The organism is Streptomyces sp. NPDC046866, from assembly GCF_040704625.1.
GTDB lineage: Bacteria > Actinomycetota > Actinomycetes > Streptomycetales > Streptomycetaceae > Streptomyces.
Genome location: NZ_JBEYXN010000004.1, coordinates 87,289 through 113,168 on the forward strand (window position 1 = coordinate 87,289; position 25,880 = coordinate 113,168).

The following is a 25,880-nucleotide window of genomic DNA, read 5'->3' on the forward strand; positions in this document are numbered from 1 at the left end:
CATGCCTCCCCGGAAGAAGAAGCCCGCCGACCAGGCGGAGCTGTTCACCGCCTCCACGCCCAAGGAGATCCAGGCCATCCTCTGGAAGGCCGCCGACAAGCTGCGCGGCTCCATGGACGCCAACCAGTACAAGGAGTTCGTCCTCGGCCTGATCTTCCTCAAGTACGTCTCCGACGCCTTCGAAGAGCGCCGCGAACAGCTCGCCAAGGAGCTCGCGGAGGAAGGCATCGCCGAGGACCGCCTGGAGGAGTTCCTGGAGGACCAGGACGAGTACACCGGGCACCACGTCTTCTGGGTCCCCGAGAACGCCCGCTGGTCCTCGATCTCCGCCAACGCCAAGAGCGGCAACGTCGGCGAGGTCCTCGACCAGGCGATGGACGCCATCATGAAGGCCAATCCGTCGCTGACCGGCGTCCTCCCCAAGATCTTCAACAAGGACAACGTCGACAAGAAGCGCCTGGCCGAACTCGTCGACCTCATCACCGACGCCCGCTTCGGCGGCAGCGACGACAAGCCCGCCCAGGACGTCCTCGGCGAGGTCTACGAGTACTTCCTCGGCAACTTCGCCCGCGCGGAAGGCAAGCGGGGCGGCGAGTTCTACACCCCGAGCAGCGTCGTCCGCCTGCTGGTGGAGGTCCTGGAACCGTACGAGGGCCGCGTGTACGACCCGGCCTGCGGCTCCGGCGGCATGTTCGTCCAGGCCGCCAAGTTCATCGAGGCCCACCGTGGCCGCGGCCACAAGGCCGACATCTCCGTCTACGGCCAGGAGCTCAACGAACGCACCTGGCGCCTGGCCAAGATGAACCTCGCCATCCACGGCATCGACGGCAACCTCGCCGCCCGCTGGGGCGACACCTTCGCCGACGACAAGCACCCGGACCTCAAGGCCGACTACGTCATGGCCAACCCGCCCTTCAACATCAAGGACTGGGCGCGCAACGAGTCGGACGCGCGGTGGAAGTACGGCGTCCCGCCGAGGGGTAACGCCAACTACGCCTGGCTCCAGCACATGATCAGCAAGCTGGGGGAGCGGGGAACGGCGGGTGTCGTCCTCGCCAACGGCTCGATGAGCAGCCAGCAGAGCGGTGAGGGCGAGATCCGGCAGGCGTTGGTGGACGGCGACATGGTGGCCTGCATGGTCGCCCTGCCGGCCCAGCTGTTCCGGACGACGGCGATTCCGGCTTGTTTGTGGTTCCTGGCGAAGGACAAGTCGCCGGGGGGTGTGAAGGGGCAGAAGGTCGCTGCTGCGGACCGGCGGGGCGAGATCCTGTTCATCGACGCCCGGGACATGGGCGAGATGGTCGACCGTACTGAGCGCGTCCTGACGGAGGACGACCTCAAGAAGATCGCGGGGACGTACCACGCGTGGCGCGGGACGACGAGCGCCAAGGACGCTGGGGAGTCGTACGCGGACGTACCGGGGTTCTGCGCGAGCGCGGACCTGAAGACGGTCCAGGAGCACGGGTACGTGCTGACGCCGGGGCGGTACGTCGGAGCGGCGGAGGCGGAGGAAGAGGCCGCCGAGGCAGTCGCAGACAAGATCGCACGGTTGACGGGGGAGCTGTACGAGCTGTTCGACAAGTCGGACGAGCTGGCGAAGACGGTGCGCGAGCAGCTGGGGAGGGTCGATGTCTGAATGGACTCGCACTACGCTTGACCAGCTTGTGAAGCTGCGTCGTGGCCACGATCTTCCGACGACGAGCCGGAACCCGGGAAACGTTCCAGTGGTCGGAGCGGCTGGGCCAAGCGGATTTCATGACACGGCGATCGTGAAGGCCCCCGGCGTCGTTGTTGGTCGCGCTGGGGCCTCCATGGGGCATGCCACATACTGTGGCGAAGATTTTTGGCCGCTGAACACTTCGCTTTACGTGACCGACTTTCTGGGGAATGACCCTAGGTTTGTCTATCACCTGCTGGGGGAGATCGATTTTTCTGGATACAATTCTGGAGCCGCCCAGCCAATGCTTAACAGGAATTACATCACGAAGATTCCCATTAGTCTTCCGGATCCCGATGAACAGCGCTCGATTGCGGCTGTTCTCGGGGCGCTGGACGACAAGATCGCCGTCAATGAGCGCATCGCGGCCACCTACGAGCAGCTGCTCCAGTGCCGGTTCGCTGAGCTAGGTCTTGGTGACGAGCCGGACGGTGAATCTGAGATGCCGATTACGGATCTCATCGCTTTCGGACCGAAGCTCGGCAAGCCTGCCGCTGCCGAACCGGTCTATGTGGACATGGCGGCGCTCCAGACGAGTCGTGCTGGAATTCCGTCCTGGACTCGGCGTGAGCCGAAGTCTGGCCCCCGTTTCATGAATGGTGACACGCTTATGGCGCGTATCACTCCTTGCCTGGAGAACGGTAAGACCGGCTACGTCAACTTCATGGAGGACGGAGAGATCGGGGTCGGCTCTACCGAGTTCATCGTGCTGCGTTCCCTTCCGGGAGTCCCAAGCGAGCTGAGCTATTTCCTGGCTCGCGACCCTCGGTTCCGTGAACACGCCATCCGGAACATGGTTGGCTCATCTGGGCGTCAACGAGTCAGTGCGGCAGACGCTTCGAACTATTCAGTGAGGAGTCCTGACACCGAGCAGCTCGCAGCGTTCGGAAAGGAAGCCTCTGCCGCTTTTGCGCACATGAAATCGCTGGAGAGCGAGTCCCGCACTCTCGCCACCCTCCGCGACACCCTCCTCCCCCAACTCATGTCCGGCCGCATCCGCGTCAAGGACGCCGAGAAGATTGTCGAGGACCACGTATGACTACGCGCGGGAACGACGACGGCAGCAGCGAGACCCCCGACAACTTCCGCCCCCTCGAAATCGACTGGGAATTCCTTGCCCTCGAAGAGCTCGTGGAGCTCGACTGGCCGAAGGCCGAGGGCAATGAGCTCGCACCCGGCTCCGGTCACCGCCGTTCCTGGGACGACCTGATCCTGTACTCCGATCTCCGCGAGGCCATCGAGCGGCTGAACCCCGCCCTCCCCCCGGAGGCAGTCCGCGAGGCCCTCGCGACCGCCGCTACCCCGACCTCCCAGGACACGTACGAGGAGAACCGGACCGCGCACGGCTACCTGACCGACGGCATCCACTCCGTCACGTACACCGACGCGCTCGGCGCCGAGCACACGCCGACCGTCCGGATCGTCGACCTGGAGCACGCGGACGCGAACACGTACCGCGCAGTCCGCCAGGTGACCGTGATCAACGGTGAGTGCAACCGTCGCTTCGACCTTGTTCTGTACGTCAACGGGCTTCCGCTCGCCGTCATCGAGCTCAAGCGGGCCGGCGACCCGAACGCCACCCTGGCCGCCGCGCACACCCAGATCCGGCACTACGTCGAGGAGTTCCCGACCGCCTTCCGCTACAACGAGGTCGTGCTGCTCTCCGACGGGATCACCGCGAAGTACGGCACCCCCTTCACCCCGTACGAGCACTTCGCCCCGTGGAACACCGACGAGTTCGGCGCCCGCGTGGACACCGTGGACGCTGCCGCCGTCCACGCCGACGCCGATGCCGACATCCCGACCGGCCAGGACCTCGCCCTGCACGGCCTGTTCACCCAGCCCCGCTTCCTCGCCCTCGTCCGGTCCTTCATCAACTTCGTGCCGGCCAAGCGCATGAAGCGGATCGCGAAGCCGCACCAGTACTTCGCGGTCACCCGGGCCGCCGACGCCGTGCGCCGCGCCGCCGCGACCGACGGCAAGGCCGGCGTGGTCTGGCACACCCAGGGCTCGGGCAAGTCCGAGGAGATGGTGCTGACCACCAACCTCGTCATGCGCGACCCCGCCCTGCACAACCCCACCGTGGTGGTCGTCACCGACCGCACCGACCTCGACGACCAGCTGTTCGACACGTTCAAGGAGAGCGAGGTCCTCCCGGAACAGCCCCACCAGTTCCTCAACCGCGCCGCACTCCGCGAAGAGCTCGCCGCCAAGCGCACCGGCGGAATCCTCTTCACCACCCTGCAGAAGTTCGGCCGTACCAAGCAGGAAAAGGAATCCGGGACCGACCACCCGCTCCTCTCCGAGCGGCGCAACATCGTCGTCGTGGTCGACGAGGCCCACCGTAGTCACTACGACCACCTGGACGGCTACGCCCGCCACCTGCGCGACGCGCTCCCGCACGCCACGCTGCTCGCCTTCACCGGCACCCCGATCTCCGAGGCCGACCGCAACACCCGCGAGGTTTTCGGCGACTACATCGACACCTATGACCTCAAGCGGGCCGCCGACGACGGCGCGACCGTGAAGGTCTACCACGAGAGCCGTGTCGTCCAGCTCGTCCTCGACCACGACGTCGACCCCACCACCATCGACAGCGAGGCCGACCGCATCACCGATGGTCTGGACGACACCGAGCGCGCCCGCGTCGAGCAGGCCGTCGCCACCATGAACGCGATGTACGGCGCCCCCGCCCGGATACGCGACCTGACCCAGGACCTGGTCGAACACTGGGAAGCACGCCGTGCGGCGATGCTGCCCTTCGTCGCGGACGCCGAGGACGCACCCGGCGGCGCCCCCGGCAAGGCGATGCTCGTCTGCGCAACCCGAGAGATCTGTGTCCGCGTCTATGACGCCCTGCGCGAACTGCGCCCGGACTGGCACACGGACGACCCCACCACCGGCGCCATGAAGATCGTCTACTCCTCGGACTCCCGCAAGGACTCCGAGGAACTGCGCGTCCACGCCCTGCGCGACTCCCAGCGCAAGGCCGTCATCAACCGCGCCAAGGACCCCGAGGACGAACTCCAGCTCCTCATCGTCAACAACATGCTCCTGACCGGCTTCGACGCGCCGTCCATCCACACCATGTACCTGGACCGGCCGCTCCGCGGTGCCGGCCTGATGCAGGCCCTCGCCCGCGTCAACCGCCGCTTCCGCAAGAAGGAGGAGGGCCTCCTCGTCGGCTACGCCCCGCTCACCGAGAACCTCCAGAAGGCCATCGCCGAGTACTCCGCCGACGACCAGGCCGACCGGACCCTCGGCCAGGACATCGACCGAGCCCTGGACGAACTCCGCAACGAGTACGACATCCTCGACCAGATGCTCCTCGACTGGAACTGGCGCGAACGCCTCTCCCGCCCCGACGCGAAGGCCTTCGTCAAGGCGGCCTACACCACGGCCGAGTACCTCCGCAGCCCCGCCACCCCGGGCAACAACCCCGACCAGCTCGACGACCCGAACCAGACCCTCAGCCGCCGCTTCCGCGAACACGGCTACCGCCTGGAACGCTTCTTCGCCCTGGCCGGCTCATCCGCCGACATCTCCTCCCGGTTCACCGACCAGCCGTATTGGAAGCGCGACATCCAGTTCCTCGTCGAGGTCCGTACGTATATGGCGAAGCTCGACGCCATGGACCGCGAAGCCCAGGGCCTGCCCGTCGCCCGCGACGTCGCCCTCTACCTCTCCCAGCTCACCTCCGCCGTCGTGGAGACCGGCGGCGTCACCGACCTCTTCTCCGAGGCCGGACTGGACAAGGCCGACCTCACCCACCTCAACGACGCCCTCGTCGGCCGCCTGCAGAACAGCGAAACCCCACACCTGGCCGCCGAAGCCCTGCGCCGCCTCGTCGAGCAGAAGATGCGCGAGCAGACCCGGCACAACATCGTCCGCCAGACCGCTTTCTCAGAGCGCCTTCAGGACCTGATGACCCGCTACATGCGTCAGCAGCTCACCAGCGCCGAGATCATCGCCCAGCTGGTGGAACTGGCCAAGACGGTTGCGGAGGACGCGCGGCGAGGTGAGAAGTTCACCCCGCCGCTGGGCGACGACGAACTCGCCTTCTACGACGCGGTCGCCGACCTCGGCAGCGCCCGCGACCTCATGGGCGACGAGATCCTCTCCGGCATCGCCCGGGACCTCGTGGTCCAGGTCCGCAAGAACCTCAAGAAGGACTGGATCGCCCGCGAGCCGGTCCGGGCCAGGCTCCGCGCCACCATCAGGCGCCTCCTGGCCCGTCATGGCTACCCGCCGGAGCAGTCCAAGGAAGCGATCGACCTGGTGATCCGTCAGATGGAACACTTCGCCGACAAGTGGTCCCAGGACGGCTCGGCCACCGCCGCATAGCCCTCGCTCATCTCGCTTCTGGCCCCGGCAAGCGTCTGTTTGCCGGGGCGGTTGTCTGCCCGACCGGATGTCCTTCGCGGGGTCGGCAGGGGCTGCGCCCGACCGCCTTACGGCAAAAGCAAATTCCCGTGCTGCGAGACGTGAGGTGCAGCAGGCCACTACTTTCAAGTCCGCGGAACGAACCGCAGAACTGCTAACTGCTGGTGGAACCGAGGGAGTTGTGGCATGTCGCAGCGAGCGCTGCTGTTGGTCGTGGTCGTCCTGGCGTCCGTGGTGGTGGGGCTCGTGGCCGGCATCCTCGAGTTCGTGGGCGCGGGAGAGGTCGTTACGGCCATCCAGAACGGTGGTGCCGCCTGCGGAGCCACTGTTCTCATCGGGCTGGCGGTCGTCTCCTGGCTGAGGTCGTCGTGACCCAGGAGGAATGGGCGAACGAAGAGGGGCGGCTGAAGTACCGGCGAGTGCTGCGGGCCGTCGAGAAGCTACGCAGCGTCGCCGATGCCGCGACGACGTACCGGCTTGCCTTTCAAGTGGTCTACCTTCACTGCTGGTCCCGCCATGGATCACTGGCGGAGGTGGACCGGTTGTGGGGGCCGGGTTCGGAGTCAGCGGGGGCCAGGCTCGGCGCAGTGTGGCCGCGTACGCCCGTTGCTCGCGCCCACAGTCTTCCTGCGTATCGCGACGAAGGTGTGAGCCGTCCCTTCGAGCTCATCGACCCGGCCCTCCGTGAGCTGATCGCGGAGGTGCGGCAGCTGGATCCGGACCCGAGGCTCCTTGACGTGCTCCTCGACACATACTCGACACGCTATGCGCGTGGCGATGACTACTTCACGTCAAACGACCTGGCGTACCTCTTCGCGGGGCTGGCCGCTCCCCGAGGAGGCGAGATTGTTCGGGACCCGGTGTGCGGCAGCGGGCGACTGCTGCGCGCCGCCGCACAGCGGGCTCGGGCACAGGGGGGTGAAGTGCGCTTGTCCGGTGCGGATATCAACCGGACGGCGCGTTATGCCGCAGCCGTCAACCTCGCCCTGCACGGATTCCTTGCCGACCTCGGCAAGGAAGGAACTGACACCCTCAGGGCCGGCACTTCACCGATACCGGCCGACGTGATCGTCGCCAACCCTCCTGTGAACCAGCGGGACTGGGGGCACGGTGAACTGAAGGACGACTGGCGGTGGACCCTGGGGGTGCCACGTCCGGGTAACGCGAACTTCGCCTGGGTCCAGCACATCCTTGCCGATCTCACGCCACAAGGACGGGCCGTCGTTCTGCTGTCTTCCGGTGCGGCGCACAGCAGCAACAGCACCGACGGACTGATCCGCCGTGGGCTGCTGGAGAACGGTCTGGTCGTGGGCGTCGTGGCCTTGCCGACGTGGCTCTTTCCGCACGCCAGCGCGAGCACGGCGCTGTGGCTGCTGGCCAAAGGGGAGCGGCCGCACTCCGATCAGGTCTTGTTCGCGGATGCAGGGAAACTGCCAGCGGCGAAGGAGGGGCAGCGGCGCCACTTCGCAAAGGACTCGGCCGAACGCCTGCTGCAGATCTTCGGTGAATGGCAGGGACTTCGACGCCGTGAGGGCGAGGGGGACCCTGAATCCGTCCCATGGTGCCGTGCGGCGAGGTACAAGGAAATCGCTGAGGCGGGCTTCGATCTGACTCCCGCACGCTACGTACGGAACGGGGGCACCGCGCAGTTGCATTCAAGTGACGGAGACCGGAACCGGAAGGCCGAGCTGTATGAGTGCATGGATCGTAGCGCCGCAGCCAGGAACCGAGTCCGTGATGCCCTGGAGAGCAGGCATGACTACAGAATCGGATGATGTCCCCACTCCGTGGCCCCTCGTTGAGTTGCGTGAGTACCCTGGGGTCGAGTACGCCGCCTACGGAATTGCGCGACAGCAGAAGGCATCCGGCGGAATCCCTATGATCCGCGCCACAGAGATTGTCGAGGGAGGTGTGCACGTCCAGGAGTTCACATTTGTTCCTCCCGAGGTGGCCAAACGCCACCCACGCAGCACGCTGAGGTCTGGGGACCTCCTTGTCGTGCTCGTGGGGCGCGTGGGGGAGGCGGCAGTTGCAGGGGAGGAGCACGCAGGATGGAATGTCGCCAGGTCGCTCGCGGTCGTCCGCTGGACACCAGAGGGCCGCGCCCAACAATGGGATCTGTGGCTTCGATGGTGGCTGAAGACCTCGCAGAGCCAGAGCTATCTCACGCTGTCCTCGTCGAACGCCGAGCACATGACCTTACCTCTGCAGGCACTCAACCGACTTCCCGTGCCAGTGCCTCCAGCGCCGGTGCGGGAGAGGCTGCTTTCTCTGATCTCGCTTGCTGAGCGCAAGAATGCGTTGAACACCCGGATTGTGTCTTGCGCGACGGAACTAGCGGATGCGCATTTCATGGAGGCGCTGCAGACGTGCGGGCAAGGTCCCGCTACCGAGCGTGCAGTGGGCGAAGTGTGTCAGGTTACGGCTGGTGCGGCACAGTCTCTGCCGGACAGCGAGCAGTCGGCTATGCCGTGGGTGTCTCCCCGCGAAGTACTGAACTGCAAGACAGTACATCTGGGTGCAGTGACTTCACGCACCGTGGCGCAAGCGGAGGTTGTATGCCCGTCCGGCAGCCTCTTGATCGCGCCCCGTCCCGGGGAGGTGCGGACCGTGCTCACTACTACCCCGGTAGTGCCAGGTCGGCGGACGCTCGCGATGTACACGGAGTCCGAGGTCGATCGGATGTGGTTGTTGCACTCGCTGCGTTACCGGAGGCGGGAGTTGACGGCCGTTACGCAGGGTGAGCAGGCCCGCGCGATGAGGCGCAAGGACTTTTCCCGTTACAAGATCCCCTGGCCGACCGATGCGGTGAGGCGGGACTTCGCCAGGCGTGCTGCTGCCCTGCACGACCTCGCCTACGCCTCCGCCAGGGAGCGACACGTGATGGAGGAGCTGGTGGTGCACGAGCTGGAGAAGGGGGGCCTGGCGCGTCTCACCTCGGCCAGCTGAATGCCGAGCTGATCCACGTTGCCCCTCTCTGGAGCACGGAATCCAACGCTCTGAACGAACGGCGCAGTACCGCGCGCACCGTTTCTCCGCTGGCGGTCCGAGAGAGCCCTGACCAGCCATGTTTGGGCGCCACCGGCAGGACTCGAACCTGCCGCCAAGCGCTTAGAAGGCGCCTGCTCCACCCGCTGAGCTACGCAGGCTGACCTGCGACAGCGCGGAAGCTTCTGACTATGCCCCGCCAAACCGGGGGTATACGGGACCCGCGGACGCTCGCGCCGGCCCTAAGGTCTGGACGTACATTCTGGGAGGCGGCCAGGCGTCGGAGCTGGCCGCTGGCGTCCGGGGAGACCGCGAGTGAGCGCGAGCGCTGTGCTGCTTTGCGAGGTTCGGTGCGGTGGCGCGAGCCTGATGTGGCGCTCGTAGAAGTTCCGCAGAATTCAGGCGTGTGCGGGCGCTTCCGGGTAGCGTTGGCGATCTTCGGTCTTCTTGTACTTTGTCGTGCATCCCGTGCTGGGATGGTGCTGGGATGCGCCCGTATTTCCGCAGGTCAGAGCCTTGTCGTGGAGTTCAGGTTCAACGTGTGAGCGGATGAAATAACAGCCCGTCGCTGACGCGGCCCACATGCAGGTCAGAAGGGGTCGGCTCCTCCCAGGCGCCGGCTCCTTGCTGTTTCCCGTGCTGGGGATGGTGCTGGGAAATCCGGTCGGCCGTCAGCATGTGACCCGCCCGACGGGTCGCGAGAGTGGTACGTTATCAGGTACCACTTGAGGGGAGAGGTCAGGTCATGTCCATAACCGCGAGTGAAGCCCGCAGGGAACTCTTTCCGCTGATCAAGAAGGTCAACGAGAACCACGAGGCCATCGAGATCGTCTCCAAGCACGGCAATGCCGTGCTCGTCTCGGCCGAGGACTACGCGGCGCTGCGCGAGGGCTCGTACCTGCTGCGCTCCCCGGCGAACGCCCGCCGGCTCCTCAAGGCGTACGAGAACGCCCTGGCGCATGTCAACGTGTCAGAGCGCGAGCTGATCGATCCGGATTCGGCGGACGCGGATCCGGGTGCCGCGTGAGGCTCGTCTTCGAGGATCAGGGCTGGGAGGACTACACGTCCTGGCTCAAGAACGACCGCAAGATGCTCGCCCGGATCAACAAGCTCATCGAGGACGTCAGACGTGACCCGTTCTCAGGGATCGGTAAGCCCGAGCCCTTGAAGTACCACTTGCCCGGGGCGTGGTCGCGGCGAATCGACGACGAGCATCGCCTCGTCTACTTGGTGACTGAGAAGGAGATCGTCATTCTCGTGGCTCGCTACCACTACTGACCGCTCATGCGGGGCGGCGGTGCCGGGATGTTGCTCGTCAAACATGCGAGTCAGAAGGGGTCGGACTCTGCTGGGTCCGACCCCTTTTGCGTGCGCGTGATGACGTGGTGCCGGCTTTTCGATCGGTCCCTTTGCGTGGGCGTGGTCAGGTGTGGGGGACCGCCGTGGCGAGTACGACCTCGAATTCCTCCAGGCTGGTGGTTTTCGCGGCGACCTTCGCCGTGGCCTCTCCGCGGACCGCCGCGACGGTGCCGCGGGATGCCGCGAGCGCCTCCCGGTCGGTGTAGAGCGCGCCGACGGCGGCTCTGCCCCGGTCGCGGTCGACGAGCAGCGAGATGCCGGCCATGCCGGGAACCTGCTGGAGCCTCGGCAGTGCGGTGTCGCGGAACGTCTCCACCAGCAGGTCGATGGCGGGCGACTCGACGTCCATGCGGACCAGCCGGAACCCCGCGTCGGGCCCGATGTCCTCTGCGCGCCGGGCGACCGCCGCTTCCCAGCGCTCGACCGTCATGGTCTGCGCGAAGGACCCGATCATCTCGGCCCGCTGCGTGCTCAGGTTGTCGTAACTGGCCTGCTGGGAGGCCGCGTCCTCCCACCACGAACCCACCAGGAGCTTGCCGAGTTCGCGGTCGACGAACAGCCCCATCCCGCGGAAGCCCGGCTGCGCCGACAGCAGCTCGCGCCCCTCGGTCCGGAGCACTTCGGCGACCCCGCCGAGCCCGGCCGGATCACCCGTTGCATAGATGCTGCGAACGTACATAGCGCCCTTTCCTGCCGTCCGGTGGCCCGCACGGGCCCTCGTCCCCCTTCCATGCGAGGGCCCCGGCGCACCGCGGGCAAGGCGGCGGGGGCAATCAGGTGAAGGGACCGCGGTCAGAGGGTGGGGCAGTTGTACTGGGTGGGGAGGGGGACCGTTACGCAGAACCGGCCCTGGTTCCGGGTCTCCGCCAGGACGCCGGCGGGGACCGTGAACGTCGCGGCTCGGGAGCGGGGCATGGTGACCGTGCCGATACGGCGGACCAGAACGGCGTGCTCGTCCGGGACGTCCTCCTTGTACAGGCCGATGGGGATGCGGCTCCCCGGCTCGAAGCCGTAGACGAGCAGGGTGTGGCTGACCGGGGTCACCCACATGCGCTCCGGCCGGTCCGGCAGTTGTACGGGCTGTTCGTAGTCGGCGGTGAGGGAGCCCTGGGTCGCCCGGAGGGTGAGTTTGCCGGAGGCTGCGAGTTCCTCGCGGGCTCCGTCGGGCGGGATGAACCACCACTGCTCGCTCTGCATCACACCGCCGCCGACCTCGTGCGCCGCCAAGGTGCCGCCGCGGAAGAGCGAGTCGGGCGCTTCGTCCTGGGAGCCCGTGGGCGGGCCGGGGGTGGGCTGGACGGAGGTGGTGTACCGGCCGGCTCCCGTGCTGACGGTGATCTGCACCGGCTCGGCGTCCGAGAAGCCGCTCAGGCAGAGCCCGGACTCCTCGGGGAAGGTCACGCGCTGCTTCCCGGCGATGTTGCCGATCCAGACCGCCGGGCTGCCGAGCCCCGGCAGCCGGGACAGGTCCGCAGGGCAGTCGGGCGACGCGCCGTCGCCCGCGGCGAGGAGCGCGATCTGGTCCGCGAGGAGGGAGTCCGCGGTTCCGTCCGTCGGGTGAGAGGGCGGGTGAGAGGGCGGGTGAGGAGGCGGGTGCGGGGGTGAGGGGCGTGGGGGTGAGGGGGGTGTGGGCGCGGGGGGCGTGGGTGCAGGGGGCGGTTCGGAGGTCATGGCCCGGGCCGACGGGGAGCGGGAGCGGTCCGCCGGATGCCCGCCGCCGTTGTCCGGGCCGCCACAGGCGGCCAGGGCGCAGGCGCAGGTCAGCACCGCGAGCCATGCGGTCGGTCTTCTGTGGGTGGTCATGCGCGTCCTCGCCTTCATGGTGGGTCCCGTCGGTCCGTCCTCAGCGCGGCGCCGGCCCCGGGCAGCGGCCTCGGGCGGCGGTGGCCTCTTGGCGGAAGAGCGTGCGGTAGCCCTCCAGGCGCTGGGCGTTCGCCTCGCCCTGCTGGACCGCCGCGCGCAGCTGCGCGAGCGATTCCTCGGCGACCCGGTCGGCAGTCGCCAGATCGCAGCGGCTGTAGGACCAGGAGGCGGCGAGCCCCAGCCACAGCGCCCGCCGGATGAAGCGGGGTTCGAGGGAGACCGCCTCCCGGATCGTGGTGACCGCGGTGGCCAGGTCGCCGCGGCCGGCCGCGTGCTGGGCGCCGACCGACAGGGCGAGCGCCTTCAGCTCCCTGACCGCGCTGCTGTCGCCGCCGGCCTCGCGGACCCGCCGCACGGCCGCGTCCACGGTGCCGTCGTCCCGGGCCGGATCCGCCGTCACCCGGCACTGCTCCACCTGGGCCAGGTTGACCGATGCCTTCAGGCGGCCGATCTCGGTGAACCGCGGATCGTCCGCGAGTGCCCGCAGGGTCGCCGCCACCCCCTTCAGTTCCGCGTCGTCCACCTCGCCGGCCTTGCACGTCGGCGCCGATCTCAGCGCCAGCAGGTACGTGTTGCCGGCCAGGCTGAGCCGGGCGCGGCGGCCGAGTGGTCCGTCCGAAGCGATCGCCTCGTAGTCGGCCCGGGCGGCACGCAGGTGGGCCGAAGCGGTGTCCGCAGGCTCCCCGGCGGCCGCCTGCTCCAGCGCGTGGCCGTGGAAGAGCCGTACGAGATCGGGCGTGACGAACCCGGTGTCGCCCGGCAGGGTGCCCGTGCCGCCGGAGGGCAGCAGGTCGGCGAGCAGCTCGGCGGCCTGCCGGGCCGCGCCGTAGCGCCACGCGTCCAGCGCGTCCATGAAGGTGGCGAGCCCGCGCGTCCGCCGGACGAGTTCCGCGACGACCCCGGCGCGGCCGCGGGGCGAGGCCCAGCTCTGGTCCAGCAGGATCGGTGCTCCGAGGTACCAGCCGGTGAGCTCCGGAGCGTCCACCACCTGGTCCGGGCGGACCGAGAACGCGGGCTGCAGCCCGGCCTGGCCCGAAGCATCGGAGGTGACGATGCCCCCGATGACGATGCCGGCGTTCGTCTCGTCGGTGAACCTCCTGGTCCACTCGTCGAGTCCGCGGTGGTCCGGGCGGGACAGTTCGGCCAGCGGCGGGCGCTGGGACGCCTCCGCGTAGTTCCACGCGGTCGCACCCTGCGGGAGCCGGCCCTTCAGGCTCTGGGTGAAGGTGTCCGCGACATCGTCGAGGACCCTCTGGTCCTGTCCCGCATGCTGCTCCCCCTGCGTGAAGCCGACGACGGCCACGTCATGGGTCCCGCTGAACCGGTGCAGCGGGACCGCCGCGTTCTCCGGGAACCGGACGACCACGAAGGAAGCGCCCGCGAAGACGGCGACGAGGACGGCGGAGAAGAGGACGCGCACGCCCCTCGAGGCCCCGGGCAGCTTCTCCTGCAGGGTCTTGCGCGCCAGGAGGACCGAGGCGGCCAGCGCCGCCGCCAGCACCAGGACCGCGGAGACCCGGCCCGTCCTGACCCCGAACAGCTGCTGCACCGCGGTCAGTACGGTGGGGATGGCAGCGGCCGCCACCGCCATCGCCGGCCACAGCCAGCTCCAGCCGCCGTGACCGGCCGTCTCGCCGGTGTCCTGCGGCTCGGGGATCTCCGGGGGCGACACCCCGTCCGGCGGGGTGCCGCCCGCTTCGTCTGCAGCGCCTCCCTCGTTCGGCACCACACGCCTCCAGGCGGGAACGACTCGTCATGACGGCGACGCGCCCGCCGGGAAGGCGGGCGCGTCGTTGGCAGTGCGTCAGAACGTGGCGCGCGGGGGCTGCTGGCGGCCCGGGCGGTCCTCCTCCATGTCCATGTCCTTGTCCATGTCGTCGGTCATGCGGGAGGGGTCCTTCGAGCGGTCCTTGGCCTCCTGCATCTTCTTCTTGCTGTCCTGCTTGAGCTGGGAGGCCTTGTCCTGCGGGGACTGCTTGCGTGCCATGTCTGTTTCGCTCCTCGTTGTGGGGGGGAGGGGGCGTCATCATGCTGGCATCCGGACGTCACCCTCGCACGTCGAAGCGTTACCGAGAGTGATGGATGGCCCGGGCCTCTCCCGTCCCCGCGGTAGGTTGCGTCCAGCCGGTACCCGGCCGGGGCAGTCGAGGAGTGAGGGGTCATGCGGCTCAGGGCGTCCGAAGTGATCGGCGCGGGCGAGCGGCTGCACGCGGCGGCGCGAGGGCTGCTCGAGGACCACCGGCGGGCCGTCGACGCGGTCCGCGAGGCCTGGGCGCCGCTGCACGCCGCCCTGGCGCGGGCCGAGCTGAGCCGGATCCCGGTCGGCCGCCTCAAGGACGTCACCGAGGGCCGGCTGCGGGTGGCCGTCATCGAGGCCGCCGGCTTCGACACCGTGCAGAGGGTGCTGGACGCCGGCCCGCACCGCCTGCGGCTGCTGCCCGGCGTCGGGCGGCAGACCGCCGACCAGGCGCTCGCCGCGGCCCGGCAGCTCGCCGAGGCCGTCGGCGAGACCGTCGCCGTCCACCTCGACGTCGACCGGCCCGGGCCCGGGACCACGGCCCTGGTCGCCGCCCTGCACCTGCTCGTTCAGGCCGGGCCCGACGTGCGCCGGGCCGTCGCCGCCGCCGAGGCGCTCGACTCCGGGCTGGGACCGCTGCTCGCCGACGCGGCCCCCGCCGCCGGCCGGCTCGGGCGGCTGCGGCTGCTGCGCCTGCGCTGGTCCGGCCGCGAGCGCCGGGCGCGCCGGGAGCGGGCGCTCGCCGCCGTCACCGGGATCGGCCGGCTCGTGCGGCAGGCCGAGCGGGAGGGGACGGGGCTGCTGCTCGGGCAGGCGTCGGTGGACCTGCTGCGCGGCACCGCCGACGAGGCGGCGGCCTGGGTCGGCTTCGAACTGCGCTCCGCCGAGTACCACGGGCTGCTCGCGCAGATCACCGAGCTCGCCGGCGGCCGCCCCGACCCGGCCGCGGCCGAGGGGTTCCTGCCCGAGGCGGTGGCCGCCCGCGTGCGGGCCCAATTCCTCGACACCACCGCCCTGCGCGTACCGCTGCGCGGCTACCAGGCCTTCGGCGCCCGCTTCGCCCTCGCCCAGCGGCGGGTGGTCCTCGGCGACGAGATGGGCCTCGGCAAGACCGTCCAGGCGATCGCGGCCCTCGCGCACCTCGCCGCGCAGGGGGAGGGCCGCTTCCTCGTCGTCTGCCCGGCCGGGGTCCTGATCAACTGGACCCGCGAGATCGAGGCCCGCAGCACCCTGCGGGCCGTCGTGCTGCACGGTCCCGGCCGCCAGGACGCGTTCGCGGAGTGGTGCCGGCGCGGCGGCGTCGCCGTGACCACCTTCCAGGCCCTGGCCGGCTTCCCGCGGCCCGCCGAGGGCGGGCCGGCGATGCTCGTGGTGGACGAGGCGCACCACGTCAAGAACCCGCAGACCCGCCGCAGTGCGGCCGTCGCCGACTGGGCGGGCCCCTGCCCGTACGTCCTCTTCCTCACCGGCACGCCGATGGAGAACCGGGTCGCCGAGTTCCGCAGCCTCGTACGGCTCCTGCGCCCCGAGGCCGGTTCCGGGACCGGGGACGTCGAGACCGCAGCCGGCCCGGCCGCGTTCCGCGCGGCGGTGGCGCCGGCGTACCTGCGGCGCAACCAGCGCGACGTGCTCGCCGAACTGCCGGCCCTGCAGTGGACCGACGAGTGGGAGGAGCCCGGCGCGGGCGACCGGGAGGCCTACCGGGCCGCCGTCCGGGACGGCAACTTCACGGCCATGCGGCGGGCGGCGTACGCCCGGCCCGAGAAGTCGGCGAAGCTGCGGCGGCTGCGCGAGCTGGTCGCGGACGCCGCGGCGAACGGGCTGAAGGTGGTCGTCTTCTCCTCCTTCCGGGACGTGCTGGGCGCGGTTGAGGACGCGCTCGTACGCCGGCCGCCCGGCGGGGGGCCCGCCCCGCTCTTCGGCCCCCTGTGCGGGAGCGTGCCGGCCGCGCAGCGGCAGCGGATCGTCGACGGCTTCGCCGCCGCGGCGGGGCACGCGGTGCTGCTCGCTCAGATCGAGGCCGGCGGGATCGGGCTGAACCTCCAGGCGGCGTCCGTGGTGATCCTGTGCGAGCCGCAGCTCAAGCCGACCACGGAAGCGCAGGCGGTCGCCCGCGCCCACCGGATGGGGCAGGTGCGTGCCGTACGGGTCCACCGGCTGCTGGCCACCGAGGGGGTGGACCAGCGGCTCCTGGCGGTACTGGAACGCAAGTCCCGGACGTTCGACGCGTACGCCAGGCGCAGCGCGGTCGCGGAGTCGGCGCCCGAGGCGGTCGACGTCTCGGACACCGCGCTGGCCCGGCGCATCGTCGAGGAGGAGCAGGAGCGGCTCGGCGCGGCCCGCTGAGCAGCGGCCCCGTGCCCCGGCTCGTCCGGCCCTACAGGCCGCGCACCGCCGCGACCGTGAACGTGCCCGGAGTGCCCGGGCCCATCGGGCCGCCCTTGTCGAACTGGGAGCGGACGACCAGGGTCCGGCCGGCGGTGTGGCTGAGCGTGGTCGGGATCTGCAGCGACGGGTCGGTGATCGTACGGACCAGGCGGGCCCGGGTGCCGTCGTGGTTCACGCGCCACCGGGTCAGCGTGTTGGTGGTGTTGTGGGCCACCCGCAGGCTGCCGTCGGGTGCGAGGTCGAGCCCGTCTGCGTGCGTGAGGTCGCCGCCGCCGAGGTCGACGCGGGACAGCGCCCCGGTGCGCAGGTCCACGCGGTGCAGGTCGCCCGCGATCATGTCCACGGTGAGCAGGTAGCGCCCGGCCGGGTCCGCCGCGATGCCGTTGAGGCTGAAGGAGCGGCCCGGGTACGGGGTGAGCCGGCCGCTGAGGTCGTACGCGGCCTCCAGCTCCCCGGATCCCGCGGCGAGCTGCGCCGGGGTGACCCGGTAGAGGACGGCCCGGACGCTGTCCGTCAGGTAGGCGGTGCCGTCGGGCGTGAAGGCCAGGTCGTTGATGAAGCGGGGGTCGCTCCCGGCGACCTCGAAGTGGGCGAGGCGGGCCCCGGACGCGGTGTCGTACACGGCGACGCCGGCGGTGGAGTCGGTCACCCACAGGCGGCCGCGGGGGTCGACGCGCAGCCCGTTGGCGGTGTGCCGCCCGTCGGTCCCGGCGGGCAGGAACACCTCGGCGGCGGAACGGCCGGGCAGGGCCCGGTAGACGGTGCCGTCCGCGTACGAGCCGACGTACACGGCATGGGTGCGGGGGTCGGTGGCTATGCCTTCGGGGTAGACCTTCTCGCCGGGGAGGGTGAAGGCGGTGGAGATGCTCCAGTCCTTGACGCCCTGGGCGGACGGGGCGGACGGGGTGGTGGCCTGCGCCGGCTGCGCGGCCTGCGCTGCGGGCAGGGCGGCCAGGGTCAGTGCGGTGGTCAGGGCCAGGAGGGCGGCGGGCAGCAGCGGCCGGGACGCGGCCGGCACGGCCTTCTTCTTCAGCACAGCGTGTGTCCTCTTCCGTGTAGGTGAACAAGAACATAAGTTAGAGCTCTAATGCTCGCAAGGGCACTAGGATGCCGGGATGACGTCCATGCCTCCCGAGGAGCGCATCGGCGCGCACATCAAGCGCGCCGAGCAGGCGCTCCTCGCGGCGAAGAACACCGCGTGCAAGCCGGCTGCAGTAACGGTTCCGCAGTACGCCGCCCTGCTCTGGCTCGCCGAGAAGCCCGGGATCTCCGCCGCCGCCCTGGCCCGCCTGTGCGGGGTGACCCCGCCGACGATGAACACCGTCCTGAAGAACCTCCAGGAGCGCGGCTTCATCGAGCGCACCCCGCACGAGTGGCACCGCAACGTGCTGGAGACCCGGCTGACGGACGAGGGGCGGGCCGCGATGGAGCTGGCCGACGAGGGCGCCGTACGGGTGGAGCGCGCGCTCGCCGCCGCGTTCACGGACGAGGAGCGGGAGCTGCTGGTCCGGCTGCTGGGGCGGTGCGCCGAGGTGCTCGAGACCCAGAGGTGACGTCCCGCGCCGGGGTTCGCGGCACATGGGTCGCGGATCGTCTTTTTGCCGGATGTGGGAACTGACCGCGGGATTCGCACATCAGAACCAGGGGGAGCCCAGCCGTTCTGTCCCTTCGAAGGGGCAGGCATGACCGTTCGGAGCGAATGCCGTGCACCAGTACCCGCAACAGGCGCAGCAGCCGCAGCAGGGGGAGCCGCCGCAGTACGGTGACCGGCCCGGCCGCCCGTACGGGGAGCACCACGGCCGCCGGCCGCCGCCCGGCGGCGAGCCGGGCGAGCCCCATGACCCCGTCCGACCCGCACAGCCCGCACAGTCCATACAGCCGCAGTCGGCCGAGCGCTCGCGCCGCACGATGTGGATCAGCGCGGCCCTCGCCCTGGTGCTGCTGCTCGCCGGCGGAGGCCTCGCCGCCTGGAAGCAGGAGTGGTTCTCCGGAAGCGGCGACGCGGTGGGCTCCGGCAAGGACCGGCCGCCCGCCGCCGGGGACACCGCAAGCGCAGCGCCCGGCACCCCGCAGGTCCCCGCCAAGCCCACCGGCGACCCGGACGTGCAGCTGCCGGCCGGCCCGAAGGCCGAGTTCAAGCAGACCGCCAAGCTCGACGACGGCACCGTCATCGCCAAGACCCGCCTGGCGGGCCCGAAGTCCGGCTTCGCCGGCGACGTGTGGGTGTGGACGCCCAAGGAGTACGACGACCCGAAGTACGCCAAGAGCGGCTTCCCGGTGCTGATCGCGCTGCCCGGCGGCAACGGCTACCCGACCAACTACTGGGCCGACCGCAGCCTCGGTCTGCAGAAGGCCATCAGCGAGGGCGTCCAGGCCGGCACCAGCCTGCCGTACATCGTGATCATGCCGGTGCTCAACCCGGACAGCAAGTACTACTACGACGGCTCCGACATCCCCGGTCAGCCCAGGATGGGCACGTGGATCGCCGAGGACGTCCCGGACTTCACCCGGGCCAACTTCCGTACGTACAAGTCCCGTGACGGCTGGGCCTTCATGGGCTCCTCCTCCGGCGCCTTCGTGGGCATGAAGACGCTGTTGCAGTACCCGGAGAAGTTCAAGGCCGTCATCGCCAGCGGCGGCGAGATCGTCCCCGACTCCCCGCTGTGGAGGGGCCACCAGGCGGAGATGGACGCGAACAACCCGGAGAAGCTCGCCAGGAAGCTGATCGACACCCAGGGCCCCGAGGTCTACATCAACTTCCAGGTCGGCACGAAGGAGACCGGCAAGGACCGGATGCTCGCGTTCCAGCAGCAGTACGGCAAGGGGCCGGTGAAGACCACCATCCGCGACATCCAGAACGGCGAGCACAACGGCTGGCACTACGTCCGGGGCATGAAGGAGGGCTCCCTGGAGTGGATCAGCAAGGTGCTCAAAGCGCCGAAGCCCGAATCCGGCTGACCCGCGCCCGCCTGCGCCGGCCCACGGAGCCGGGGCGGGCGCGGCGCACGCACCACGTCACACCCGTCCCAGGCAACCCTCCCGGTCGTTGAACCCTCTGTAAAAGGTGTAAGGGGGACCGATCGGTCCGAACCGCGCCCCCAGCGGGCGCCGGAGAGGGAACGGGACAAGATCGTGCAGCAAGACCAGCTCCAGTGCGACGGCCGCCTCGCGGCCGGGGAGGGCCCCGTGACCACGGGCCACCGCCCCAAGCGCCTGCGCAGGCTTCTGATCGGAGGCGGGCTCGCCTTCGTGCTGGCCGCCGGGGGCGCGGCCGCGTACACCCTCGGGATCTTCTCCGACACAGGGGATCCCGTGTCGTTCGGGAAGGTGCAGCAGTCGGCGGCGGCCGAGGAGATCCGGCCGGGTGTGAGCATGCCCACCGGTCCCAAGGCCGCCTTCGTCCGGACGTACCGGATGCCCGACGGCACCCAGATCGCCCGTACGACGCTGACCGGCGCGAAGTCGGGGTTCACCGGCGACGTGTGGGTGTGGGTGCCCAAGGAGTACGACGACCCGAGGTACGCCAAGAGCGGCTTCCCGGTCCTCATCTCCCTGCCCGGCGGCCGCGGCTACCCCACGAACTACTGGGGCACCGGTCCGGCCCTCGGCCTGGAGCAGGCCGTCATCGACGGGGTGAAGGCGGGCAAGAGCCTGCCGTTCATCCTCGTCATGCCGGTGATCAACGCCGACACCAAGCACCACTTCGACGGCTCCGACATCCCCGGGCAGCCCAAGATGGGCACCTGGATGGCCGATGACGTCCCGGATTTCGCCCGGGCCAATTTCCGCACCTTCACCTCGCGCGACGGGTGGGCCTTCATGGGCTCCTCCTCGGGCGGCTTCGGCGCGTTCAAACACGTCCTGAAGCACCCCGACCGCTTCAAGGCGGCCATCGCCAGCGGGGTCGACATCGTCCCCGACTCCCCGCTGTGGAAGGGGAACACGCAGGCCATGGACGAGAACAACCCCGAGAAGCTCGCCGAGAAGCTGATCGCCGCCGGCGGCCCGGACGTGTACATCAACTTCCAGATCGGCACCGCGGAGAGCGGCCGCGACAAGACCGAGAAGTTCATGCAGGAGTACGGAAGGGGCCCCGTGCACACCCGGCTGCAGGTGATCCAGGATGGTGAGCACAACGGAAAGTCGTACGTGCGTGGCATGAGGGAGGGCTCCCTGGAGTGGATCAGCAAGGTGATGTCGCCACCGACCCCCGATCCCGGCGTGCGATGAACGCCGTGGTGAAGGGGGCATCCGCCGCGGCCGCCGCCGGTGTGGCGGCCGTCCTCGCCGTGGCCTTCGTCAAGGCGACGGACGAGGACGCGGGCGCGGTGCACCCCTTCCCCGGCGTGGGCGTGCTCATGGCGAACGGGGAGCACTGGTGCACGGCGAGCGTCGTCGATAGCCCCAAGGGCACCGTCGTCGCCACCGCCGCGCACTGCGTGGCCCCGGCGGGCGAGAACGGCGAACCCGGCGCGGTCGCGCACGACGGGCGGGAGATCGGCGAGCTGTCCTTCGCACCGGCTTTCTCCGGGGAGGGTGCGGGCCGCCGGCCGCTCGGCGTGTGGAAGGTGCGCGCGGTCCACGTGGACGACCGCTGGACGCGGTGGGGCGAGGACACCGCCGACTTCGCCTTCCTCAGCATCGAGCCCGACGAGGACGGGCGCACCGTCCAGCAGGCCGTCGGGGGTGCGGCGGAGGCGCCCGTGCCCGACTGGACGTCCGGGTACGAGCGGGAGGTGACGGTGGTCGGCTATCCGGAGTCCGACCGCAACCCGCAGAACAAGCCCGTCTCCTGCACCACCCAGACCACCCACGACCAGGACGACCCGGCCATGCTGTACATCAGCTGCGCCGGGTTCTGGACGGGCACCAGCGGCAGCCCCTGGATCGCCGACCGGGGCGGGCCGGGCAGCCCGGGTCACCTGATCGGCGTACTGAGCGGCGGCGACACGGACGTGGACTCCACGGCCGCGCTGTTCGACGAGCGGGCGAGGGCGCTGTACGAGGAGGCGGCGCGCGACTGAGCCGGCCGCGGCCGCCCGCCCGCTCGCGCGTCAGCCCTGCAGGAGGGCGTTGGCCGTCCCGTACGGGAGCCCCTCGGGCAGGTCGGTGTACGTGCCGCCGCTCACCAGCTCCTCGGCGGTCCGGCGCACCACGTCGTACGCGGCGGACGCGACCCAGGAGCCGAGGCTCACGCGGGCCGCGCCGAGCGCGCCGAACTCGGCGACCGACGGGGCGCCCGGCCCGGCCAGGACGTTCAGGGGCGCGTCGATGCCCTTGGCGAGCTCGGCGACGGTGGCGGCGTCGGTGACGCCGGGCACGAAGATGCCGGAGGCCCCGGCCCGGAGGTAGGCGGCGGCGCGGGCGAGCGTCTCGTCGAGGCGGCCGCCGGCCTCCCCGAGCCCGAAGAGGTACGTGTCGATCCGGGCGTTGATGTAGAGCGGGATTCCGGCGGCGTCGGCTGCGGCGCGGGCCGCGGCCACGCGCTCGGCGAGGTCGCCGGGGGCGCGGGTGCCGTCCTCGATGTTGATGCCGACCGCGCCGGCGTCGAGGACCGCGGCGACGGTCTCGCCGACCTCGGCCGCGGTGGCGCCGAAGCCGCCTTCGATGTCGGCGGTGACGGGGACGGAGACGGCGCCGGCCACGCGGGCGACGAGGTCGAGGGCGCGGTCCCGGGCGAGGGAGTCCCCGTCGGGGGCGCCGAGGGACCAGGCGACGCCGGCGCTGGTGGTGGCGACGGCGGGGGCCCCGGCGGCCTCCACGAGGCGCGCACTGAGCACGTCCCAGGCGTTGGCCAGGGCGAGGGGGCGGGTGGGCGTGTGCAGCGCGGTCAACCGCCGCGCCAGCTCAACTTGGCTGCTCATCCCCCCACTTCACCAGACGGCGCCGCCCCGGTCCGGCGATTTTCCGACATGTACGGCCCGCCTCCGGCCGGGCTCACCGGCCCCACCTCGGCGCCGGCCCCGCCGAGCCGGATCCTGCCCCGGAGTGTGCGTGCTCGGGGTGTTCGTGTTCGCTGCGCGGAACCGCTCCCCACCCCGCCCCTTCCCGAAACCGGGCTCCGCCCGGACCCGTCAAGGATCGGGGCTCCGCCCCGGACCCCGCGCCTCAAACGCCGGCGGAGCCGATTTCAGTCCCGCCGGCGTTTGAGGCGGACGGGGTCCGGGCGTCAGGCCCGGTTTCGGGAAGGGGCGGGGAGGGGACTGGCTCCGCGCAGCGGCCACGCCGCACCCGTCAGGGGGCGAGGCCGGACTTCAGGCCGGCTCCGCACAGGGGGAGGACCGCGGTGCGGCCCCGGAGGGGGTTGGCGGCCGAGAGCGGCCCCACCGCGGCCCAGCAGGCGGCCGCCGTCGGCTCGACGAACAGGCCGCGGCCGGCGAGGTCCCGCTGGGCGGCGCGCAGCGCGTCGTCCGGGACGGTCAGGAACGTGCCGCCGGACTTCCGTACGGCGGCAAGGATCTGCCGGGCCCGCGGCGGCGCCGGGATCGCGATCCCCTCGGCCAGCGTCGGCCGCTGCTCCACCGGCTGCGCGTCCTGCGCCCCGGCGGCGAACGCCGCGGCCAGCGGCGAGACCGCCTCCGCCTGGACCGCGACCAGCGCCGGCGGCCGCACCCCGCGCCGGGCCAGCTCCTCCACGGCCAGGGCGGCCCCCAGCAGCAGGGTGCCGTTGCCGACGGGAAGGACCAGGGCCTCGGGGAGCCGGCCGCCGAGCTCCTCCCACACCTCGTACACGTACGTCTTCGTGCCGTGCAGGAAGTACGGGTTGAAGACGTGGCTGGCGTAGAAGACCCCCGGCAGGTCGGCCTCGGCCCGCGCCGCCGCGGCGGCGGCCTCCCGCCCGCCGGGGACGAGGCGGACGCCCGCGCCGTGGGCCCGGATCTGTTCGGTCTTCTTCTCCGAAGTGCCCTCGGGCACGAAAATTTCACAAGTGAGCCCGGCGCGCGCGCAGTAGGCGGCGACAGCCGTCCCCGCATTGCCGCTGCTGTCCGCGATCACCCGCTCCGGCCCCAGCCGCCGGGCCACCTCCGCGAGCATGACGGCGCCCCGGTCCTTGAACGACAGCGTCGGCATCAGGAAGTCGAGCTTGGCGTGAATCCGCTCCCCGAGCGGGACGAGCGGGGTGTTGCCCTCGGACAGGGTGACGGCGAACGCCCCCGGCAGCGGCAGCGCGGAACCGTATCGCCACAGGGAGTTCGGCCCGGACCCCGGATCCAGCGCACTGGCCGGATCCGGGGTGAAGTCGAGGTCCCACGGGCCGGCGCACACCGGGCAGCACCACGGCGCGGTACGGGCGTCGGCGCGCGTGCCGTCGTCGGGGCAGACGTAACCGGGCAGTGCGTGCGTCATGTGCGGAGGGCCTTTGCTCGTTCATGGCCGTTGTATGGCACGGATGTTACGCGTTCGCAGTCCTCTTGTGGGATGCCGAAAGGCTGGGTCAACCTTTCGTCAGAGCGGGCCCCGGCAGGCCGTCCAGTAGATTGTCATGCGCATGCCGCTGCGCCCGCTGCCCCGGCGAAGTCCCTGATGAGGAGGACCCCCCACATGTCCGTGAAGCGTCACACCCGCCGGAAATACACCGGCCTCGGCGCGGCAGCAGCCCTGGCCCTCGCGCTCGGCGCGGCGGCCGCGCTCCCGGCCTCCGCGGCCGACGGCGGCCCGCAGGGCGTCGTCGAGAACGCCGGGGCCCCGGGCGCCGTCGCCGACAGCTACATCGTGACCCTGAAGGACTCGGCCGCCCGCTCCACCGCGGCCAGCGGCAAGGCCGTCGCCCGGAAGTACGGCGCCAGCATCGACCGCACGTACAGCGCCGCCCTCAACGGATACTCCGTCAAGGTCTCCGAGAAGCAGGCGAAGAAGCTCGCGGCCGACCCGGCCGTCAAGTCCGTCGTGCAGAATCGTACCTTCACGATCGACGGAGCCCAGGGCACCCAGCCCGGGCCGCCCTCGTGGGGCCTGGACCGCATCGACCAGCGCGCCCTCCCGCTCGACAGCAGCTACACGTACCCGGACAAGGCCGGCGAAGGCGTCACCGCGTACATCATCGACACCGGCGTGCGCATCAGCCACACCGACTTCGGCGGCCGCGCCTCCTACGGCTTCGACGCCATCGACAACGACAACACCGCCCAGGACGGCCACGGCCACGGTACGCACGTCGCCGGCACCGTCGCGGGCGGCTCGTACGGCGTCGCCAAGAAGGCCAAGATCGTCGGTGTCCGCGTCCTCGACAACAACGGCTCCGGCACCACCGCCCAGGTCGTCGCCGGCATCGACTGGGTGACCCAGCACGCCGTGAAGCCGGCGGTGGCCAACATGTCGCTCGGCGGCGGCGCCGACTCGGCGCTCGACACCGCCGTGCGCAACTCCATCGCCTCCGGCATCACCTACGCGGTGGCCGCGGGCAACGAGTCCACCGACGCGAGCACCAAGTCCCCGGCCCGCGTCGCCGAGGCCATCACCGTCGGCGCCACCACCAACACCGACGCCAAGGCCAGCTACTCCAACTACGGCAGCGTCCTCGACATCTTCGCCCCCGGCTCCTCCATCACCTCCTCCTGGGGCACCGGCGACACCGCCACCAACACCATCTCCGGCACCTCGATGGCCACCCCGCACGTCGCGGGCGCAGCCGCCCTGTACCTCTCGCAGAACCCCTCCAGCACCCCGGCCCAGGTCCGCGACGGCCTGGTGGCCGCGGCCACGCCCAACGTGGTGACCGGCCCCGGCACCGGCTCCCCGAACCGCCTGCTCTACGCGGGCGGCGGCACCACCCCGCCGACCGGCCCGCGCTTCGAGAACACCGCGGACTACGCCGTCAACGACAACGCGACCGTCGAGTCCCCGCTCACCGTCAGCGGCGTCTCCGGCAACGCCCCGGCCGCCCTGGCCGTCTCGGTCGACATCAAGCACACGTACATCGGCGACCTGAAGGTCGACCTGGTCGCGCCCGACGGCTCCGTCTACAACCTGCACAACCGCAGCGGCGGCAGCGCGGACAACATCATCAAGACCTACACCGTCAACGCCTCCTCGGAGGTCGCCAACGGGGTGTGGAAGCTGCGCGTGAACGACAACGCCAACCTCGACACCGGCAAGATCGACTCCTGGGCGCTGCAGTTCTGATCCCGCGCCCGGCGGGTTGAACGGAGCGTGCCGCACGGGCTG

General features: G+C 70.6%; 21 protein-coding genes. 14 read left to right on the top strand and 7 right to left on the bottom strand.

Annotated elements, in window-relative coordinates:
• The first annotated feature begins 1 nt into the window (after window position 1).
• From AB0953_RS08810 to AB0953_RS08845, 8 genes are all read left to right on the top strand, one after another.
• On the top strand, window positions 2-1,636 hold the full coding sequence (locus tag AB0953_RS08810; RefSeq protein WP_366858705.1) for a class I SAM-dependent DNA methyltransferase: 1,635 nt from the start codon (window positions 2-4) through the stop codon (window positions 1,634-1,636).
• Window positions 1,629-2,756 (top strand): restriction endonuclease subunit S, encoded by a 1,128-nt coding sequence (locus AB0953_RS08815; RefSeq protein ID WP_366858706.1) that lies wholly within the window; start codon window positions 1,629-1,631, stop codon window positions 2,754-2,756. The genes AB0953_RS08810 and AB0953_RS08815 overlap by 8 nt, the downstream gene beginning before the upstream one ends.
• Window positions 2,753-6,061: a type I restriction endonuclease subunit R gene (locus AB0953_RS08820; RefSeq protein WP_366858707.1), complete on the top strand. Its 3,309-nt coding sequence runs from the start codon at window positions 2,753-2,755 to the stop codon at window positions 6,059-6,061. Before AB0953_RS08815 ends, AB0953_RS08820 begins: the two co-directional genes overlap by 4 nt.
• Before the next feature lie 225 nt (window positions 6,062-6,286).
• Window positions 6,287-6,472: a hypothetical protein gene (locus tag AB0953_RS08825; protein ID WP_207824155.1), complete on the top strand. Its 186-nt coding sequence runs from the start codon at window positions 6,287-6,289 to the stop codon at window positions 6,470-6,472.
• Complete coding sequence (locus AB0953_RS08830) at window positions 6,469-7,875, top strand: N-6 DNA methylase (protein WP_366858708.1); 1,407 nt, start codon at window positions 6,469-6,471, stop codon at window positions 7,873-7,875. Before AB0953_RS08825 ends, AB0953_RS08830 begins: the two co-directional genes overlap by 4 nt.
• A 103-nt stretch (window positions 7,876-7,978) precedes the next feature.
• The gene (locus tag AB0953_RS08835; RefSeq protein WP_366858709.1) at window positions 7,979-9,049 is read left to right on the top strand and encodes a hypothetical protein; all 1,071 of its coding nucleotides are present in this window, start codon (window positions 7,979-7,981) and stop codon (window positions 9,047-9,049) included.
• Between the two features lie 784 nt (window positions 9,050-9,833).
• Complete coding sequence (locus AB0953_RS08840) at window positions 9,834-10,115, top strand: type II toxin-antitoxin system prevent-host-death family antitoxin (RefSeq protein ID WP_366858710.1); 282 nt, start codon at window positions 9,834-9,836, stop codon at window positions 10,113-10,115.
• Window positions 10,112-10,366 carry a Txe/YoeB family addiction module toxin gene (locus tag AB0953_RS08845; RefSeq protein WP_366858711.1) on the top strand — a complete coding sequence of 85 codons (255 nt, stop codon included), beginning with the start codon at window positions 10,112-10,114 and terminating at the stop codon, window positions 10,364-10,366. Before AB0953_RS08840 ends, AB0953_RS08845 begins: the two co-directional genes overlap by 4 nt.
• Window positions 10,367-10,511: 145 nt before the next feature.
• Here AB0953_RS08845 and AB0953_RS08850 read toward each other — a convergent pair whose 3' ends face one another.
• From AB0953_RS08850 to AB0953_RS08865, 4 genes are all read right to left on the bottom strand, one after another.
• Window positions 10,512-11,126 (bottom strand): antibiotic biosynthesis monooxygenase, encoded by a 615-nt coding sequence (locus AB0953_RS08850; RefSeq protein ID WP_366858712.1) that lies wholly within the window; start codon window positions 11,124-11,126, stop codon window positions 10,512-10,514.
• 113 nt (window positions 11,127-11,239) lie between these two features.
• Window positions 11,240-12,250, bottom strand: coding sequence for a hypothetical protein (locus AB0953_RS08855; RefSeq protein ID WP_366858713.1), 1,011 nt, complete (start codon window positions 12,248-12,250; stop codon window positions 11,240-11,242).
• Window positions 12,251-12,290: 40 nt separating this feature from the next.
• On the bottom strand, window positions 12,291-14,036 hold the full coding sequence (locus tag AB0953_RS08860) for a hypothetical protein (protein WP_366858714.1): 1,746 nt from the start codon (window positions 14,034-14,036) through the stop codon (window positions 12,291-12,293).
• Window positions 14,037-14,114: 78 nt separating this feature from the next.
• Window positions 14,115-14,297, bottom strand: a complete 183-nt coding sequence (locus AB0953_RS08865; protein WP_366858715.1) for a hypothetical protein — start codon at window positions 14,295-14,297, stop codon at window positions 14,115-14,117.
• Between the two features lie 174 nt (window positions 14,298-14,471).
• On the opposite strand from AB0953_RS08865, the gene AB0953_RS08870 reads away from it, so the two are divergent.
• Window positions 14,472-16,673, top strand: a complete 2,202-nt coding sequence (locus AB0953_RS08870) for a DEAD/DEAH box helicase (RefSeq protein ID WP_366858716.1) — start codon at window positions 14,472-14,474, stop codon at window positions 16,671-16,673.
• A 31-nt stretch (window positions 16,674-16,704) separates the two neighbouring features.
• Here AB0953_RS08870 and AB0953_RS08875 read toward each other — a convergent pair whose 3' ends face one another.
• On the bottom strand, window positions 16,705-17,751 hold the full coding sequence (locus tag AB0953_RS08875) for a superoxide dismutase (RefSeq protein ID WP_366858717.1): 1,047 nt from the start codon (window positions 17,749-17,751) through the stop codon (window positions 16,705-16,707).
• A 79-nt stretch (window positions 17,752-17,830) separates the two neighbouring features.
• Here AB0953_RS08875 and AB0953_RS08880 point away from each other — a divergent pair, with 79 nt between their 5' ends.
• From AB0953_RS08880 to AB0953_RS08895, 4 genes are all read left to right on the top strand, one after another.
• The gene (locus AB0953_RS08880) at window positions 17,831-18,268 is read left to right on the top strand and encodes a MarR family transcriptional regulator (protein ID WP_366858718.1); all 438 of its coding nucleotides are present in this window, start codon (window positions 17,831-17,833) and stop codon (window positions 18,266-18,268) included.
• A 151-nt stretch (window positions 18,269-18,419) separates the two neighbouring features.
• Window positions 18,420-19,673, top strand: a complete 1,254-nt coding sequence (locus tag AB0953_RS08885; protein ID WP_366858719.1) for an alpha/beta hydrolase-fold protein — start codon at window positions 18,420-18,422, stop codon at window positions 19,671-19,673.
• A gap of 174 nt (window positions 19,674-19,847) precedes the next feature.
• Window positions 19,848-20,945 (top strand): alpha/beta hydrolase-fold protein, encoded by a 1,098-nt coding sequence (locus tag AB0953_RS08890; RefSeq protein ID WP_366858720.1) that lies wholly within the window; start codon window positions 19,848-19,850, stop codon window positions 20,943-20,945.
• A complete protein-coding gene (locus AB0953_RS08895; protein ID WP_366858721.1) occupies window positions 20,942-21,739 on the top strand; it encodes a trypsin-like peptidase domain-containing protein in 798 nt (265 codons plus the stop codon). Before AB0953_RS08890 ends, AB0953_RS08895 begins: the two co-directional genes overlap by 4 nt.
• A 30-nt stretch (window positions 21,740-21,769) precedes the next feature.
• Here the strand turns inward: AB0953_RS08895 and AB0953_RS08900 are convergent, their stop codons facing one another.
• Together AB0953_RS08900 and AB0953_RS08905 are read right to left on the bottom strand one after the other, a co-directional pair.
• Entirely contained in the window at window positions 21,770-22,579 is an 810-nt protein-coding gene (locus tag AB0953_RS08900) for an isocitrate lyase/phosphoenolpyruvate mutase family protein (RefSeq protein ID WP_366858722.1), read from the bottom strand.
• A 370-nt stretch (window positions 22,580-22,949) separates the two neighbouring features.
• Window positions 22,950-24,062, bottom strand: a complete 1,113-nt coding sequence (locus AB0953_RS08905; protein ID WP_366858723.1) for a pyridoxal-phosphate dependent enzyme — start codon at window positions 24,060-24,062, stop codon at window positions 22,950-22,952.
• A gap of 195 nt (window positions 24,063-24,257) precedes the next feature.
• Between AB0953_RS08905 and AB0953_RS08910 the strand changes: the two genes are divergently transcribed.
• Entirely contained in the window at window positions 24,258-25,838 is a 1,581-nt protein-coding gene (locus tag AB0953_RS08910) for a S8 family peptidase (protein WP_366858724.1), read from the top strand.
• Window positions 25,839-25,880 lie beyond the last annotated feature (42 nt).